General features: G+C 56.3%; 12 protein-coding genes. All 12 read right to left on the bottom strand.

The genetic code is table 11. The features are described from left to right. Window positions 1-49 precede the first annotated feature (49 nt). The 12 genes from CR159_RS00715 to CR159_RS00770 all read right to left on the bottom strand — a co-directional run bounded on the left by CR159_RS00715 (window position 50) and on the right by CR159_RS00770 (window position 16,115). Window positions 50-1,393 carry a lipopolysaccharide biosynthesis protein gene (locus CR159_RS00715; protein ID WP_102072084.1) on the bottom strand — a complete coding sequence of 448 codons (1,344 nt, stop codon included), beginning with the start codon at window positions 1,391-1,393 and terminating at the stop codon, window positions 50-52. After that, window positions 1,380-2,570, bottom strand: a complete 1,191-nt coding sequence (locus CR159_RS00720; RefSeq protein WP_102072085.1) for a DegT/DnrJ/EryC1/StrS family aminotransferase — start codon at window positions 2,568-2,570, stop codon at window positions 1,380-1,382. Before CR159_RS00720 ends, CR159_RS00715 begins: the two co-directional genes overlap by 14 nt. A 46-nt stretch (window positions 2,571-2,616) precedes the next feature. Then, window positions 2,617-4,029 (bottom strand): sugar transferase, encoded by a 1,413-nt coding sequence (locus CR159_RS00725; RefSeq protein WP_102072086.1) that lies wholly within the window; start codon window positions 4,027-4,029, stop codon window positions 2,617-2,619. 46 nt (window positions 4,030-4,075) lie between these two features. Continuing rightward, window positions 4,076-5,347 carry a TolB-like translocation protein gene (locus CR159_RS00730; RefSeq protein ID WP_102072087.1) on the bottom strand — a complete coding sequence of 424 codons (1,272 nt, stop codon included), beginning with the start codon at window positions 5,345-5,347 and terminating at the stop codon, window positions 4,076-4,078. Beyond that, complete coding sequence (locus CR159_RS00735) at window positions 5,340-6,668, bottom strand: O-antigen ligase family protein (RefSeq protein WP_102072088.1); 1,329 nt, start codon at window positions 6,666-6,668, stop codon at window positions 5,340-5,342. The genes CR159_RS00730 and CR159_RS00735 overlap by 8 nt, the downstream gene beginning before the upstream one ends. Further along, complete coding sequence (locus CR159_RS00740) at window positions 6,662-8,002, bottom strand: glycosyltransferase (protein ID WP_158238480.1); 1,341 nt, start codon at window positions 8,000-8,002, stop codon at window positions 6,662-6,664. Before CR159_RS00740 ends, CR159_RS00735 begins: the two co-directional genes overlap by 7 nt. Before the next feature lie 57 nt (window positions 8,003-8,059). Continuing rightward, window positions 8,060-9,424, bottom strand: coding sequence for a polysaccharide deacetylase family protein (locus CR159_RS00745; protein ID WP_199173194.1), 1,365 nt, complete (start codon window positions 9,422-9,424; stop codon window positions 8,060-8,062). A 5-nt stretch (window positions 9,425-9,429) separates the two neighbouring features. Continuing rightward, window positions 9,430-10,404 (bottom strand): GNAT family N-acetyltransferase, encoded by a 975-nt coding sequence (locus tag CR159_RS00750; protein WP_102072090.1) that lies wholly within the window; start codon window positions 10,402-10,404, stop codon window positions 9,430-9,432. Next, complete coding sequence (locus CR159_RS00755) at window positions 10,401-12,701, bottom strand: polysaccharide biosynthesis tyrosine autokinase (RefSeq protein WP_233208119.1); 2,301 nt, start codon at window positions 12,699-12,701, stop codon at window positions 10,401-10,403. The genes CR159_RS00750 and CR159_RS00755 overlap by 4 nt, the downstream gene beginning before the upstream one ends. Continuing rightward, the gene (locus CR159_RS00760) at window positions 12,698-13,852 is read right to left on the bottom strand and encodes a polysaccharide biosynthesis/export family protein (protein WP_233208120.1); all 1,155 of its coding nucleotides are present in this window, start codon (window positions 13,850-13,852) and stop codon (window positions 12,698-12,700) included. Before CR159_RS00760 ends, CR159_RS00755 begins: the two co-directional genes overlap by 4 nt. A gap of 177 nt (window positions 13,853-14,029) precedes the next feature. Then, window positions 14,030-14,632, bottom strand: coding sequence for a transcription termination/antitermination protein NusG (nusG, locus tag CR159_RS00765; protein ID WP_102072091.1), 603 nt, complete (start codon window positions 14,630-14,632; stop codon window positions 14,030-14,032). A gap of 334 nt (window positions 14,633-14,966) precedes the next feature. After that, window positions 14,967-16,115 (bottom strand): AI-2E family transporter, encoded by a 1,149-nt coding sequence (locus tag CR159_RS00770; protein WP_102072092.1) that lies wholly within the window; start codon window positions 16,113-16,115, stop codon window positions 14,967-14,969. Window positions 16,116-16,344 lie beyond the last annotated feature (229 nt).

Here is a 16,344-nt window from a genome sequence, read left to right on the forward strand (position 1 = left end):
TATCTCCTTGGCCGTGCCAAAACTATTGGGTTTCTGGTGATTGTTTTTTTCACTTCGTCGACGCGCTGCTCATGGCTTGACCAGTGGCAAGCACATCGACTGCGGGAGTCTCGCTTTCACCGGTGTTTCGATGCCGTGTTGCCCTGAGGATGATTCCAAAATACAGGGCGAACAAGACGATTTCGTGTGCCACAAAGGCATCCAGCAAGAAACTGATGCTTTGCTGGGAACACAGAAGCAGTACTCCGGTAAGCGTGAAGAAGTAAGTGACTTGCCATCCCACCGCTTTCTTGACGTTGTGGTTTAGGTTCAACACCACGCTCAGTGGACTGACCATGAAACGTACCCCGGCCGCCACCGACAGCGGGCCAGCAAACTCGCCGGCCCGTGCCCAGTTTTGGCCGAATACAAAGGAGAATATTTCAACGCCATACAGCATGAATAGGGCGCAGAACGGTGTTGCAATGCATCCTAGAAGGATGAAGATGCCGACGATATAGCGACCCAATGCCGCTGGACTTGTGCTGTCCAATTGGGTCGTCTTCTGATACAAGACTTCGGAGATTGCGCTCGAAATTAGAAACAGTGGTAGGGACAGCACCTTTACGGTGAACCCAAACAATCCCGTCTCGGACGCCGAATAAAAACTGGCAACAACGAATAGCGGAACTTGTGTGGCGCTGCTGTCGAACAGTGCGCCCCACATGGAGAACAATGGAAAGCGTCGATATCGTTTGCCATTGCTCCTGACCGCCGTTGAACTGACGAAATGGCGCTGTTCCGCCATGGATGCAAGATTCGCTTTGACCAGTGCGATCAGCCCCAGTACATGTCCTGTTATGTGCCCGATAATCAGCCCGATTGAACTGGCGCCTCCGTATCCAAGCAGGCATTGCGTACTTCCAATGCCGATTCCATGAAGCGCCCGGGCCGTGGCCAGCTGGCGAAACCGCTTGCCGCGGTTATTCCAAAAAACCATAATCTGCGTGCATGAGGTCAGGGCCACGCTTAATGGCAAGGCATGGATCCATTTACCCATTAAAGGGGTGTCCGCGACGGCCACTATTTGCGCTTCGAATACAAATATGCCCGCCTGCAGCAGAGTAACGAATATCAGCGTAATGGCACCCGACAACACCACGATATTCAGGGCGTCGCCATCGTCACGCGGGAGCATGATGGCCGTTTCGTAACGGGCGGCCGCCACAATGCTCAGTACGGCGTTCATGGCCGTGAACAAGGCCAGGACCCCGAAATCGGCCGGTGTGTAGAGCCTGGTCAGGATAGGGCTGACGGCAACGGTGAACAGTTGGGCTGCTATGGTTCCCGTCATCAGCGTGATGACGTTCTTGAAGAATTCGCCTCTGAAATTGAACTTTCTAAACGTAAACATGTTTTTCGACCGCCTGCCGCATCACTTGCGTCAACGTGCTGCACGTTTTCTCGATTTCCTGTTCACCCAGCGTCGGATGCACCAGGAACATCATTGCGGTTTCCCCCAACTCCCTGGCGATCGGCAGGCGTTGCTCCGGACGAAAATTGGTGGCATCAAATGCCTTTTCCATATAAACCTCCGAGCACGATCCCGAGTAGCACGGTACTCCCTGCACGTTGATCTCTTCCATGATGCGATCGCGGCTCCAGCCGGGTCCCAGTGCTTCGGGCTCGACGAAAACATAGCATTTATACGCGGCATGGGTGATATCGGACGGAGGCATGGGCGCCCGAAGGCCAGGCAGTTGCTCCGCTGTCGCCCAGATCTGTCGGGCCAATGCGAGCCGTGATGCATGCCAGCGGGGCATGCGCTCTAACTGGATTCGACCTATGGCCGCTTGCATCTCCATCATCCGCCAGTTGGTCCCAAAGCTTTCATGCAGCCAGCGGAAACCGGGCGGGTGCTGCTGCTTGTACAGTGCATCCCAGCTCTTTCCATGATCCTTCAGCGACCACATTTTCGACCATAGGCGTTGATCGTTCGTGGTTGTCATGCCGCCCTCGCCGCCGGTTGTCATGATCTTGTCCTGGCAGAACGACCAGGCGCCGATATGGCCTATTGAACCGACAGGCCTGCCCTTATAGTGAGCGCCGTGTGCCTGTGCGCAGTCTTCAATGACGTATAGCCCGCGCTCGTCGGCCAATGCCATGATGGGGTCCATGTCGCAGGGCCACCCGGCAAGGTGCACGCAAATCACGGCCCGTGTCCGTTCAGTGAGAACGGCCTGGATGGTGGAGGCGGTAATGTTCTGCGAGTCGCGATCCACTTCGGCGAACACGGGTTTGGCGCCGGCATTGATAACGCACGAAACCGACGCAAGAAAGGTACGAGGCGTCACAATGACCTCGTCGCCGGGTCCAATGCCCAGGGCTTTCAAGGCCGCATCAAGGGCCAGCGTGCCATTGCTCAGCGCAACGGCATGCTGGCAGCCGGTCCAGGCGGCGAATTCCTGCTCGAACTTGCGGCATTCCTGACCGGTCCAATAATTGACCTTGTTCGATAATATGACTTCACGAACCGCATCGGCTTCTTCCGTCGTGAAGCTTGGCCACGGTGGAAAAGGGGTGTTAAGCATGGGCGCACCTTCTCATTTCAGGACAGGGATGGCGTTGCAGGGTCGACTACTCAGGTGTTCCCCGGGCAACGGTATTGATGATGTATTTGATATCTTTAAGCAGGCTGTGCTCGCGGATATATTCTTTGTTGATCTTTACCTTGTCGGGCCAGATGACCTCCCTGTTGTAGCGCAGGGCATCCGCTTGCTGGCCCAGGATTTCTTCTTCGTTCTTGTATTTCAGCGACGCAGGCCCCGTGATGCCGGGCCGCAGCGAAAGAATGATCCTGTCCTCGCCTTGCAAGTCATCGGCATAGCCTGGAACGTCGGGGCGCGGTCCGACAAAGCTCATGTCTCCGACCAGTACATTCCATAATTGCGGCAGCTCATCAAGCTTGGTATTGCGCAGGAAAGCACCGCTGCGTGTTATCCGCTGGTCGGACGAGGTGGTTATCGATGTCCCCGGATCCGCCCGGTCACGCATCGTCTTGATTTTGTATATGTTGAACTTCTTGCCGCCGCGCCCGATACGTTCCTGAACGAAAAGGCCATTGCTGCGGGTGTCCAGCGTCGCGGCGACCCAGGCCAACAGGATCAGCGGCGATAGGAAAACCAGGCCCAGGAACGAGAAAACGAGGTCGAATGTTCGTTTCGGAGCCGCCTTCCAGAGGGCGCCAAGGTCCAGCTTGGCATGCGAATAAAGCGCCTTCTTGAAGCGGGCGGGGGCGACGGCCAGCAAGAACCTGATGGCGGTATTCTTGACGAAATCGAAGATTGAAAGGAAGCCGATTTTCCTCTGATAGCAAATAACCGCATATTCATACTTGAAACTAGGTAGTCCGCTGCGCGCCATGAATCCCGCACCGGCCCGGACCATGAACAACTTGTCGGGCAGATTGGCCAATCGGTATCCCCGCACTATCAGCAGCGACCACAACGCAACGTCCTGCGATCGCTTGAACGGGGGATAACCTCCCACTGCCTCAATGGCCGTTTTCCTGAACACGGCGGCGGCGTGACTGATGGGGCTGCGCGTCTTGGCAAACTTCGCGAGTTCTTCGTGGGTCAGCGGCAAGATTCGCGAAGAGAAAACAATGCCATTTTCATCGAATTCATCGAGCGCCGTACTGCTGGCTGCAATATCGGTGTTGCGCTGCATGAAAGCGATCTGTTTTTCGAACCTGTCCGGTAGCGAAATATCGTCGCTGTCCATGCGTGCGACGAGATCGTGGCTACAGTGCTTCAGACCCTCGTTCAAGGCGCGTGCGAGGCCACCGTTGGTGGCAAGCTGAACGGAGCGGATATTCAGCGCGCTGCGGAAGGCGTCAATGACATGGGTCAGTGCATCCGGCAAAGGCCCATCTTCCACCAGCACCACTTCGCCGGCCTTGAGCGTCTGGTCGTTCAGGCTCTGAAGCGCCTGGCGCAGGAACTCGGGATTCTCGGCGTGATAGACCGACATCAGAACTGAGAAAGACATGGTTTAACCCCACTGGAGTAGTGGAAATCAGGAAGCGCGACGTGATTCAAGCATGAAGCTGCAACACGTAGAGCTTTCTCTTCCCGTTGAATACGGAATCAAAAAAAACTTTGCTGCCATCCGGCGACACCCTCGGGTGCAAATCACAGCGGGTTTCCCCGTGAAATTCAAAAGGCTGGAAGAACTGTCCGATTTCCTGCACGTCGCCTGTAGACAGGCTGGCCTTGAACAGATGCTGCATACGCGACTTGTCGGGATACGTATCGGTAATGAACCAGTCATCGTGGACGTGGGGATGGCCGTCGCCCATGGAGTCAAGCTTGCCGTTGGAGTAGGGGCTGATACTGCCATCGTCGACGTTGAGCACGTAGTAACCATCGTGGCCCGATGGCCCACGCATGAAAGAGATCACGGAATGGTCATTGATCCAGAAGCAGTGGCTCACCATCTCGTAGTTGGCCAGTATCTTCAAGTCACGGGTATGCGCAGCGGCGAGGAACAGGCGGTCGTACTTTCGCTTGCCCAGAAAATAGCGGTGAAGGAACAGGAACCTGTCGCCGCCCGGCGCGATCATGACGTGGTTGATCTTGTGCCTGGCGGCATTGAAGCGGGGATCGGGTGCGATCTCGCACACATCGGCGATGGAATACAACAGTGACGATTCTCCGGTCTCCTGGTCGATTTTCCATATCCCGTCTTGTGTAAGGTCTGCCATGTCGCGGTCGTCCAGGCCCGGCATGTTGCGGTAGCCGTAGTCGGGCCGCAAAGACTGGATGCGCCGATAGTTGATGGAAAGGAAGTAGTCGCCGCGAAAGGAGTCCTGTACCGGAAAATCGAATCGCCTGACTTCCCCTTTTTCCTTCAACGAGAAGACGCGGCTGATATAACGTTGACTCGACGCGTCGAAGTCATTGAAGATGAAGGCGTCGGCATCCAGCCAATGTGCGCGGGCGCCTTGCTGCCAGTTATAGACTCGGGTCTTTACACTCAGTACCGGCTGCTTCAAGTCATCGATCGAAAAAACCAGAATATCCAGCGTCTTGCTGCTGTCCGGCTTGCGGTCTGTGGCATGGGTCGTTGAGTGACAAAGCAGGAAGCCCGCACTGGATAGCGGCGTTTTATCGTAGTAGCCGAAGAAGGTATTCAGGATGCCGTCGCCGACCGGTAGAAACCGGTGATCCGATACCGTCTTGCTGGCCGGCCTGTTCCGCAGAAAGACCAGGCGGCCATAGGCGGCCTTGACGGCCGATTTCAATAGCGGAAACTGCCCGAGGAATTTGGCAATCCTGCGCTCCAACGAGCCATACTTCTTAGACATGGGGACTCCGATTTGGAACACGATTGAACAGCTGTTCCGGCAATTGACGGAACTGGAAAGGCGCCGCCATGTAGCCGCCGATGCGAGACATTCCCGCCAGCATTCCGTAGAAAAACCAGATTTCGGGCATAAGGATGTACTCATTCATGGTCATCATCAGCGCCATTGCGAGAAATGAAACCTTGAATGCTTTGTGTCGGCTGGAGAGTGGGTACAGCTTGCGCGAGACCAGATAGAGAATGAGCATCAGCAATGAGAAGCCCACCACTCCAAGCTCGGCAAAGTAAGAAATGTAGAAGTTGTGAGCCTTGGATGCGTGCCCGTAATCGCTGACTTTGTGAAAGGCCTTCTGGTAGTTTTGCAGCCCCAGCCCGGTTCCGAACCAGAAATTGTCTTTGGCCGTGGCGATGGCGCCCTGCAGCAGCATCACGCGGTTGTAGTCGTTCATGCTGCTATCCAGGTTTTCGCCATGTATCAACATCTGCGAAGTGACGAGAACACGTTCAAGTCGTTGCAGTGATTTGTCTGCCACACCGCTGTACGCAATGGTCGCGATCAGAAGAACAACGGCTGCCGTTTTTGCCAAGCCCGAGAGCGTGAGCCGCATGTAGTACAGCAGGATGCACGCCAACATACCGATGATTCCCGATCTGGAGAACGTGAAGGCCAGCGTGACGAATATGCAGCCTATGCAGAACAACAGCCATCCCCTGGCTTTCTCCTGCTCTTTATAGGTATAGAAAAGCAGCGGGAACACCATGACAATGAACACGACTGTGCCGTTGCGGTTCACCAGCGGCATGAAATTTGCGTCTGGCGCAATACCGAGGCCATAGCGCGCCAGTCCCGTCAGGCAACCGAGCACCAAAATGGTAGTCGTCGCTTTGATGACTTTATTTGCTGTCTGTATGTCTGTCCGTGAAAAGAACGCCGCTGCGGAAAAGAAGATAAGGAAGTTCAGCGGCCATGCTGCCCAGTACGCCATGTTCGCGACCGTCATTCCGCCGATGATCAAGGTGGTAAAAAAGGCGTAAACACAATAGATGAAGGCAAGCGTCAGCAAGAGTCTGTAGGATTGCGGCAGGCGTGCATGGTTGCGTACCGCCAAGGCGAGCCCTGCGGCGGTGACTGGCAGATAGGCCAGTGGCATGCCTGCAACCCGCGCTATATCCATCGATACCTCGGGCAATAAGGCCAGGGGAAATATGTTCAGTGCGACGCCATAGCCGAAAGCGTGCAAGGCGTTTTTATTCGAGTAGATGGCGAACAAAAACAGCAGCAGCGAAGCGCACAGGTAGTACGCCTTCAGCCCGGTCAACACGATGCCGCTCCCTGGAATGCTGCCAAGCGATCAATAATCGAGCGGGCCTGTATCTGTCTGGAAAATCTGGCAATAAGGTCCTTGCGTGGTCGGTAGAAGCTGAAATGCTTGAGCTCTATGGCTGCCAGCAATAGGCGCTTGAGTTCGTCCGTGTCACTGGAGCAGTAGCCGGTACCGGTGTTCTCCAGCAGCTCGCCGGCGGCATGCGTGTTGTCGATGCCAACGGCCAGAATGGGTATGCCACTGACCAGATACTCGAACACTTTGCCGGTCAGCATGCCTTTGGCAAGTGGTTCGCCCGATTCCAGCAGTAACAGCAGGTCGCTGCGGCGTTGCGCTTCCAGGGAAACCTGGCGCGTGACGAATCCCTTTATCTTGATGATATTGTGCCGATTGGCGCGGGTGCGCTGAATTATTTCAGACAGCTCTTGTTCGTTTTGCCCATAGAATTCGATCTTGATTTTCTCGGGACTTAGCTCTCCGCTGTCGATCAGTTCGTTGACGGCATTGAACAAGGGCGTGGGATCGCGCCGATTTGGATAGATCGTACCGGCATAGCAAATAGTGATGTTTCCCGTCAGTTGCGGCCCTGCGGATACCACCTGCATCCATCTGGGAAACTCCTGGGGGTCAAAGCCATTTTCAATGACCCAGACCGGCAATTCGGGATGGCGTGCCTGCAAATCGATGGCGAGCGGTCGCGATACCGTGATGATCGCGTTGGCACGCCCGCGCAGGCAGCGATTTTCCCTGGCGCTTTCCATCCATTTGAATACGCCTTTCGCCGACGTAATGTGATTGTTTGCCCATAAGTCACGGAAGTCGGCAAACCAGATAAGGTCGGGGTGTTTTTTCTTGAGCTTGCTGGCGACGAGATGCGCGGCCGGTGGCGAATAAGAACTCACTATGGCGTCGTACCGGTTTTCCGCAAGTAGATGCATGCCGGCCCTATAGGCGGGTCCGACCCAGAAATCATGAATGTCGACGTTGGAGCCGATATAGCCGCGCAGGCTTCGTACTTTCTTCTTGATGCTCGATTCGGTACTTATGGATTTTCCTGCGGTTTGCTTCTTGCCGTGTCCAATGGCCGGCATGGCCGAGCGTTCCAGAAACTGCGGCAAACAGGGGACCTCGACAACCCGGACTTCTTCAGGAAGACTCGGATCCAGCCCAAACGGACCCATGAAGGCATATTTTTTTGTCGTCAACACCGTGACATCATGGCCTTCCGAAGCCCAATACTTGGCCCACTGCCCGATTCTGAGCACGGGTATTCGATTCTGCGGATAAAAAAAGCAGCTGATCAGTAAAATTCTTTTCTTTCGTTCGCTCATGTCCGTGCTCATAATCAGGTAACCGCGCCGGAGTTTCGTGTAGGGAGTCGCGGTGGTCTACGCAGCCAGTACGTGCTCGTAAAGAGTGCGTTCCTGATGACGCTCCAGTAAGGTGTTGTGCCACAGCAAGGTAAAGTTGCCGTTCACGGCGCGACAGGACTGCTTCAGCTGAATGAATTTTTTCAGGGCAATGTCGCCGGAACCCAGGTTCATGTAGCGGGGTGCGAGAACGGTGCATTCCATGGCGATCAGTGGACGGATGCGCAACTGAAGCGCCGTGCCGGCAACCGGATCGAAGGCTGGGTACTCATGGCATGTACCGCAACGGAAGCCGGGGCGGTCGGCGTAGGTAAGCGTGCTGTCATAGGCCATGCCGGCTTGCTCCCAGCCGTATAGCGTTGCGGGAGTCTGCCAGCGCAGGTAATGCATGCGACCTCCCCAGCTGGCCTGCTTTATGCCTTCTTCGCTACAGGCCCTCATAAGCACACGCGCTTCCGAGGCAATGATGTCGGGCCTCTTGTAGGTGTTGTAGCTGGGATGCAGGCCTATTTCATGACCTCGTACGTGGATACGGCGCATGAGCTCCCGGATAGCCGGGTGCCGGATGTCATATCGCGCATCACGAGCCGGATATGTCTTGCCGCAAATGAAATAGAAAGCGCTATTGATCTTGTAGCGCTCGGAAGTGCTCATGATCCAGTTGAAAGTATTGAAGGGGTCGGAGCTATGCAGTTTCTCTTTCGATTGCGCCCATATCAGGGGCGCGCGTAGCGCTTCGAGCACCTCACGCCTTCGCAGTACGTCGCCGACCATAGTGCGCAGCAATCTTCCAATGCTGGAGAAACCATAGCGGGCGGGCGTATCGACATCGTGCGAAACCCTTACCGAAAATTCAGACTTGACGAGTTCCAGTTGCGGCCATGTGCGCTGAACCACCTGAGCCAGTATCGCGAGCCATTCGTCGACGATTGGTCGTTCCAGATAGCCGTGCTTGAAGGCATGCGAGGAACGCGCCGGGAATCTCCCGTGTTTGTCCAGGTCGATGCGGCCCACTTCCTCGTGGCGCGACAGCATCCAGTAAACCAGTCCCAGAATGTCATAGTGAATGACATAGCCGGTGTCGGTCTTCTCGATCAGCGGCCCGGAAATGGTTGTCGCTCCCGGGGTGGGTAAGGGCAGGCACAGGGCGGATTGCCAGCCTTCAGCCTGTGGATCCCAACTGCCGCAGGGTAAGCCGGAGCCCGCCTGCGAGAAGGTCGCAGGTTCAGAGTTGATCCGAATGCCGGCCCCACTACCGTGCACCGTTATAAGAAGGTGCCCTGGCTTACATTTCGAAAGCTTCAGGTGTTTGCTGAGGCGTTCGCACAGAATCGTATTGAGCCATGAGATCGCGCTTTCCCGTGTCGACGTGAAGGTATTCATGCTGGTCATCGTGTTGCGTGAGAGTTTGCCAGTGACCTGATGAACAGGATGGATGCCGCGAGCTTCGACGGTGTCTTTGAAACCGCGAAATAAGGTGTCTGCAGTCCACCGAATGCCTGCACGAAACGTTCGATGCTCTTGATCATGGACCCGCAAAAATCGAAGCGCAGCGTCATCGTGGAGGCAAACTTGATGGCTTCCCACATGCACAGGCTCATCGCACCGCTATTGCGCCATTCGGGATCACTGCCGCCCATGAGGTAATAGGCGCTGGTATCGTCCCAGATCAAATAGACGCCGGCGTGTCGGGCGCCGTGTTGATCTTCTGCAATGAAGATCTTGCGGCGATTGCGGCGTGCGCACGCTTCATCAAGCATTTTGACGACATCTTCGGAGTAGGGCATGGGCAGGTTCTGCCTTTCATAAACCTTCTGATGCAATGGAAGGAACTCATCCACTGACAGGTCATCGCGCACGCAAAGGCCGCCCCTCCCCATGGCCTTTCGGATTTCCCGTCTTGTGCTTTCATGCAATCCTTGCCAAGTGGATTTGGCATCGGACTGCAGGCTCAGCACGTATGTGTATTGCGTTGTTTGTTCAAAGCCACGCCAGTAGAACGGCAGCCAGTTTGTTTGGCTGTAATGCCATTGCTGTTTGAAATGATCGAATGCGGGTAGCTGTTCGATCAATTTCTCCATTACGTCTTTTTGTCTGCTGATGCAATTGACCTGTTTGGCGGGTACCGGTCGCAGCCATGGCCCGAGGCAATATGTCAATGGCGGTACCGTGGATATCTTCAAGCCGGCCCGCTTGTTCGTCACATAAGGCATGCACGCAGCGATGTTGTCCCGGTTCTCCACCAGGGCAACATCCCAGTTATGGGAGCCTGCTGTCGCGTCAAGCCACCAATCTTGTGAAAAGATCGGAATGGACGGCTCCTCGGTGCACAGCTTCTTGTATTTTTCTTTATTGCCGTTCATCGGGGGACATTGCTCCCGTAAGGGACATAGCCATGTTGATAACTGCCGTAGCGCGAACTGAAGCGCTGGCTCGACGCGTCGAAATCGTTGAAGATCACGCCCTTGACTTGTGCACCGACCTGGTTCAAGCGTTTGGCGGACTCCTCCAGCTCGCTCAAGGTACTCACCTGTGCCCGGGCCAGCATAAAGACAGTTCCCACATGAGGCGCCAGCGCCATTGCATCGGACACCGGGAGTACTGGAGCGGTATCCACCAAGACAACGTCGTAGCGTTCCGCCAGCTGGTGCAGGAGCTGAACTGCGTTGGGAGACAACAGCACTTCAGCGGGGTTGTGCGGGAGCACGCCAGTGGTGATGAGGTCGACGTTCGGCATGACCGATTTGTGCAAGACTTCGGGCAGGGTCGCACTGCCGTGAATCAGGTCACTGAATCCGTTATACCGCTCCAGTTCAAAATATCGATGCATGCTGCCGCTGCGGAAGTCCGCGTCGATAAGCAGTACCCGCTTGTCGGCAGCTCCGAGTACCGCCGCCAGATTGACGCTGGTGAATGTTTTGCCGATATTCGCCGTCGGCCCGGTCAGCATGATGATGTTGTTTTCGGCATCCTGCAGCGCATAGCGTAGGGCGGTGCGCAAGCTGCGCAGGCTTTCTATCGCGGGATCGCCGGGTGAGCTTTCGGCTAATACATATTTGACGCCTCGGCCCCCATTGAATCCTGATCGGCGGCCAGCGCCAGGCGTCACTCGAGGTACCGTGGCGAAGACACTCATTCCCAGCGTCGACTCGATGTCGCCGGGCGCCTTGACACCGTTGCGAAGGAAGCTGCGCAGGAAGGCAAGGCCGATGCCGAGCAGGAGTCCGAGTAATGCCGAAACGGCCAGTATCAGGGGCCGGTCAGGGCGCACAGGCAGGTCGGGCACCACTGCTGTGTCCACCATACGCACGTTGCCGACCTTGCCTTCCTTGACCAGCCGTAATTGCTGCGCGCTATTGAGCAAGCTGGCGTACAGCTCGCCATTGACCTTCACATCCCGCATGAGATTGAGCAGCTGCTGCTCCAGCTCAGGCAGTGTCTTGATGTGTGCGGTAAGCCTGGCGACTTCGGCTTCCAGCGCTGTGATTTGTCCGTCCAGGGATCGGATCGTGGGGTGCGATGCTCCAAATTGGGCGCTCAATTCCCTGCGTCTCTGTTGAAGTTCAAACAACTTGGTCTGCATGGCGACCGACGTATTCAAAGAGAGCGTGCCTTCTGTCCCAAGATTGAAGGTGCCATGGGCATCCCGGAATGCGGTGTACTTGTTGTCGGACTCGTCCATCTGTGTCTTGAGTTGGGGTAGGAAGCCCTCCAGGAAGTCCAGGGATTTTTCTGCTTCAGCGGCCTTGCGTTCCGTATTCTGTTTCACATAGGCGACGCCGATCGCATTGAGTATGTTCGTGATCCGCAGCGGATCCGTTCCGTTGAGCGTCATGGAAAGCACGCCGGAAGGTTTGCCTTTTTCATCGATCACCAGCTTGTCCTGTAGTTCCTGGATGATGTTCTGGCGTGATCGACGTATCAAGGTAAAGCGGGCATCTGCCTTGGCGGCCAGTTCGCTGATCACCATGCGGCCCTGCTGGTCGCCCGCATTGATCAGCGTGACGGCTCCGATAGTGCCCGCTGCAAGCATTTCGCCCTCCGGTCCATGCAGGGTATAGCCCGTTGCGGTACGCGTGAGCGTGAGCTTCTTGTTTTCCAGTTTCGGAGGGACGTCAAGCTGGGCGACTTTTATGGATTCCCTGCCCCATACATAGCCGCCAAAAACGTGGCTTCCCATCTCGAACAGCCGCGGGTTCGACAGGTCGGTGGCATGCTTGGCAAGCCATCGGCCGACGATGGGCACGTAGTTGGGCGTTGCATCGACATACAGCTGCAATTTATCGCTTGCCTCGCCGACAACAAGGCGGGATCTCAGGATCTCGATTTCAGCGGTCGCTGGAGACTGGACGTTGAAAATAGACGACAGCTCGCTGAGAAGGTTGGTGCCGGTCGGACTGCTGCGATTCTGCTCGACCTGGACCAATGCGTCGGATTGATAAATGGGTTGGGTGAACAGCGCATAGGCCCCGCCGATCAGCAAGGCCGTCATGACCGTGCTGATGATCAACCATCGGGCGTTCCTCGCGGTATCGAGCAGGCCCAGGAAATTGATGTCTTCACTGTTATTCTGGGCGCCGTAGGGTTGGGCAAAGATGATAGGCGAGGACTGACCGGCAGGAGCCAATGGGTAGGGATTGTTCATGTCTGGGCGATTCATCGTGTCATGTCCCGGGTGGCGCTGACGGCACCATAACTGGGCAGCAGCATGCTGATGACGCGGTTCCATCTCACGATCGGAGCAGGGTCGACGAACACCATGTCGCGGGCTTTCAGCTCGAAGTCGGCAGCCAGGACCAGGGCGGTAGGTACACTGGCGTCGAGATGATAGATTTCGGCGTTCCCCTGGACGCCTTTACGGATGACGTAGACCTGCCTGGGGTTGCCGGTTTCCGGATTGATGCCGCTCGCCTCACCAAGTGCTTGTGCCAGTGTCAGCTCGCCATCCTGCAGGGGCTGGGCACGCGGACTGTGTACATCACCCAGCATGAACACCTTTGAATCATTCTTGTTGATGACACGCAGGAGGTCGCCGTCGGCCAAGTAGATCTGCGCCGGATTGATGCCATTGCGAGTCAGCTGCGGCATGCTGATCTGGGTTGCCACGCCGTTGCGCGTCAAGACTATCGATGATCGGTCCGCGTCCGGTGTAAGCCCGCCGGCGCGATTGATCGCCTCTGGCAAGGTCATGGGGATGTCGTTCATGGTCAGTAATCCGGGCGTCCGCACTTCACCATCGACATAGATGCGCCCGTTTCGATAGGCCTGGATTCGGACCGTAAGTTGTGGTTCGCTGACGTAGGGACTCATCCGGCGGGTCAGCATGGAGCGAATCTGATATTCGGTCAGGCCCGCCACCTTGACTGCTCCTACAAAGGGGAATTGGATAAGTCCGTCAGGGCTGACGTTGTAGCCGTTGCCTACGTCCGCGATGTTGAGCGAGTTGGTGGATACGTTGGAGCCGGCCATTGGCAAGCTCAATTCCGGATGATTCCACACAACAATGTTCAGGATGTCGCCCGGTCCGACCCTGTATTCTTCCGGCGCACCGAAGAACTGCCTGATCTGCTGGTTGACCGTCGTGTCGCGGACGGAACGCTGCTGCTCGATGAGCTGTGGAGATATCGTCATGAGCGCGCCCGGCGGCGCACCTTCTTCTTCAAGAGCCTTGGCCACATCCTGTGGTTTGCCCATATGCATGCCAGGCGACATACTGCATGCAGACAGCAGCGCGAAGGTGGCTATCATCGCACTGACGGAGGCGAGGCGCGGCACTGCATGCCAGCGCGGAAAAATATGCCATTGTTTCATCGGATCCACTTTTCATTGACAAACGTTGAACAGGCTGCCGCAGTGTTCTTGCCACAGAGGCAAGATCACTTGGTCTTCTACTACTGCAATGACTGAAACATGGGGTCAGTGGGGTAGGACTGTCGCGCCTCGCTCACCCCGGCGAGGCCTTTTTTCCAGCACTATCTTTGAAACGCCTTAGCTTGGTTCCACTTGATGCGGTCGTAACCTGACTCGGGTCTGTCGGCCCAGTATTTCCATCAGCACAATCACTCGTTGGGCCGACACTGAATCCACAAGGCCTTCCAGGCCATTGAGTGCCGGGTCCAGGAGTTTGACGCGGCTGCCGCGTTGCGGCAGCATGCGGTCTGAGAGGTCTTGCGGGGCGCCGAACTCTTCGTGATGCCGCAGGGCGGCTAGAGTTTCGGGCTGAACTTGTGCAAAGTAAGAGCCGAACCTCACGACCGCGCTTACCCCGCGCGTAGACCGGACGCTGCTGATGGATTGCTTCTGGCTGGCGGGTTTGAAAAACAGGTAACGTGGAAACATCGGTTCAAGGCTCGCAGCTGCTTTACCGGGCATGCTTGCCTTGGACTTCACCGAACGTTTCGGGATGCCGCGATACATAGGCAGGTACGTCAGAAACCCTTGTTGCTGCAGATTTAAGGAAGCCAACTGTTCCAGCCGCGATTCCGTGTAGGCAACGTACCAGGCCGCTGGGCTCTCCGGTGTGTCATCGGCGCCCGCGAAATGGAACGGTGAGCCCGATACCTCGGACGACTTGTCGACGTGGCAATGCATGTGTCTTCCCCCCAAATCTGCAATGATTTTCTTTTTTTGAAGTCGGCGAATACGGAGGGGAACTGGAGGGCCGATCGAGTACTGTTTCGGCCCGCACAGAGGCTGTTGCCCCGCCTTTCACCATAGGTTCAAAATATGTACAACTTGTAGCAGATTTGAGTTTCGGCCAGCCATCAGCCGTAAGCGTTAAGCTCCTAGAATTAGGGAGCTCAGGCTAGGCTGTTTGGCGTACATTTTGTTGTCGACAGAGAGGTAGATCGCGGTGTGCGGCGGCACTCAGGCTCGCACGGAAAAGTCGCTTACTGCTTCGCTCGGCCATATGGCGGAGAATGCATTATCTTGATTTGCCGGGCGGATGCGCCAGTAATGCCGACGTGGGCTCTGCCGGCTGCTCGGGGGTAGGCCGCCGTGGAGTCCGCGGCGTAGTGGCATTATGGTCGTCTTCAAGTATCCACTCGCGCCAGATTGCCACCAGCAGCGCCATGAGCACCGGGCCAATGAACAGACCCACCAGGCCCATGGTCTTGACGCCCCCGATCAAGCCAAAGAAGGTCGGCAGGAACGGCAGCTTGACAGGACCGCCGACCAGGCGCGGTCGCAAGGTCTTGTCGACGATGAACAGTTCAACCGCACCCCATACGAACAGGCCCAGGCCGGCCATCGGATTACCCGAGCCAACCAGGTACACGGATACGAGGGTGAACGAAAGGGGGGCACCACCGGGTATCAAAGCCATGAAGCCTGTCACGACGCCCAGCAGCACTGGCGACGGCACGCCGGCTACCCAGTAAGCCAAACCCAGTACCACGCCTTCACCAAGGGCAATCAGGCCCATGCCTGTGACGGTGGAGTTGATCGTTGCCGGCACTACACGTGAAAAGCGTTTCCAGCGCGTGGGCAGAATGCGTTCGCCCACGATGTCCAGCTGACCCATGATCCGGATGCCGTCTTTGTAGACAAAGAACAAGGTAATCAGCATGAAGACGACCGTCAGCAATAGCCGGAAGATATCGCCTGTGGCGGCCAGCAGCATGCGATAGATATTGCCCAGATGCTCGCCGCTGACCATTTCCACGACGGTTCCCAGCGCATGAGGCTCACCCAGATAGGTGACCCAATAATCCGCCAGGCGAGGGCCCACCAGGGGCAGGGCCAGGATCCAGTCAGGCGTCGGCATGCCATTGCGATTGGCATCCAGAGCCCAGCCTATGAAACTGCTCGCCTCCTGGATGGCATAGGTCAATGCCAATGATAAGGGGGCGATGAGTACGACGATGACGATGGCCAGGGCCAGTGAGGCGGCGATCGCGTTGCGTCCGTTGCAGCGCCGCAGCAGGCGCTGGTACAGGGGCCAGCTTGCCAATCCCACGATCAATGCCGCCAGCACAGGAACCAGGAAGCCGCTAAGAAAATAAAGGCCTGCGAGTACGACCAGTACCAATAACCAGCGGGCGATCAGGAAAGCGGGCAGGACAGGTTGCATAGTCGAGAGGCGGTGATGGATTTAGGGTTGAACGCATCCAGGAAGGCAGGTACGCAAGGATTCGACAATATCATGGAATGCGGGCCGGCCTGAGCTCGGTCGTGAATAGCGATTTCACTATTGCTAGCAATAGGCCTGCGTTATGATTTGGCACAGCCAAATTTGTTTGGCATTGTGGATGATGCTCATCCTGCCTTGCCTGCCTTGGGGCTTATAACAACCAACGACG

The sequence above is a fragment of the Pollutimonas subterranea genome, assembly GCF_002849655.1.
Taxonomy (GTDB): domain Bacteria; phylum Pseudomonadota; class Gammaproteobacteria; order Burkholderiales; family Burkholderiaceae_B; genus Pollutimonas; species Pollutimonas subterranea.

Coding starts and splice junctions, on each gene's coding strand:
- CR159_RS00770 (WP_102072092.1), bottom strand. CDS start 16,115: ATGCAACCTGTCCTGCCCGCTTTCCTGATCGCCCGCTGGTTATTGGTA.
- CR159_RS00755 (WP_233208119.1), bottom strand. CDS start 12,701: ATGAATCGCCCAGACATGAACAATCCCTACCCATTGGCTCCTGCCGGT.
- CR159_RS00760 (WP_233208120.1), bottom strand. CDS start 13,852: ATGAAACAATGGCATATTTTTCCGCGCTGGCATGCAGTGCCGCGCCTC.
- CR159_RS00740 (WP_158238480.1), bottom strand. CDS start 8,002: ATGAGCGAACGAAAGAAAAGAATTTTACTGATCAGCTGCTTTTTTTAT.
- CR159_RS00745 (WP_199173194.1), bottom strand. CDS start 9,424: ATGAATACCTTCACGTCGACACGGGAAAGCGCGATCTCATGGCTCAAT.
- CR159_RS00730 (WP_102072087.1), bottom strand. CDS start 5,347: ATGTCTAAGAAGTATGGCTCGTTGGAGCGCAGGATTGCCAAATTCCTC.
- CR159_RS00715 (WP_102072084.1), bottom strand. CDS start 1,393: ATGTTTACGTTTAGAAAGTTCAATTTCAGAGGCGAATTCTTCAAGAAC.
- CR159_RS00720 (WP_102072085.1), bottom strand. CDS start 2,570: ATGCTTAACACCCCTTTTCCACCGTGGCCAAGCTTCACGACGGAAGAA.
- CR159_RS00750 (WP_102072090.1), bottom strand. CDS start 10,404: ATGAACGGCAATAAAGAAAAATACAAGAAGCTGTGCACCGAGGAGCCG.
- CR159_RS00725 (WP_102072086.1), bottom strand. CDS start 4,029: ATGTCTTTCTCAGTTCTGATGTCGGTCTATCACGCCGAGAATCCCGAG.
- nusG (WP_102072091.1), bottom strand. CDS start 14,632: ATGCATTGCCACGTCGACAAGTCGTCCGAGGTATCGGGCTCACCGTTC.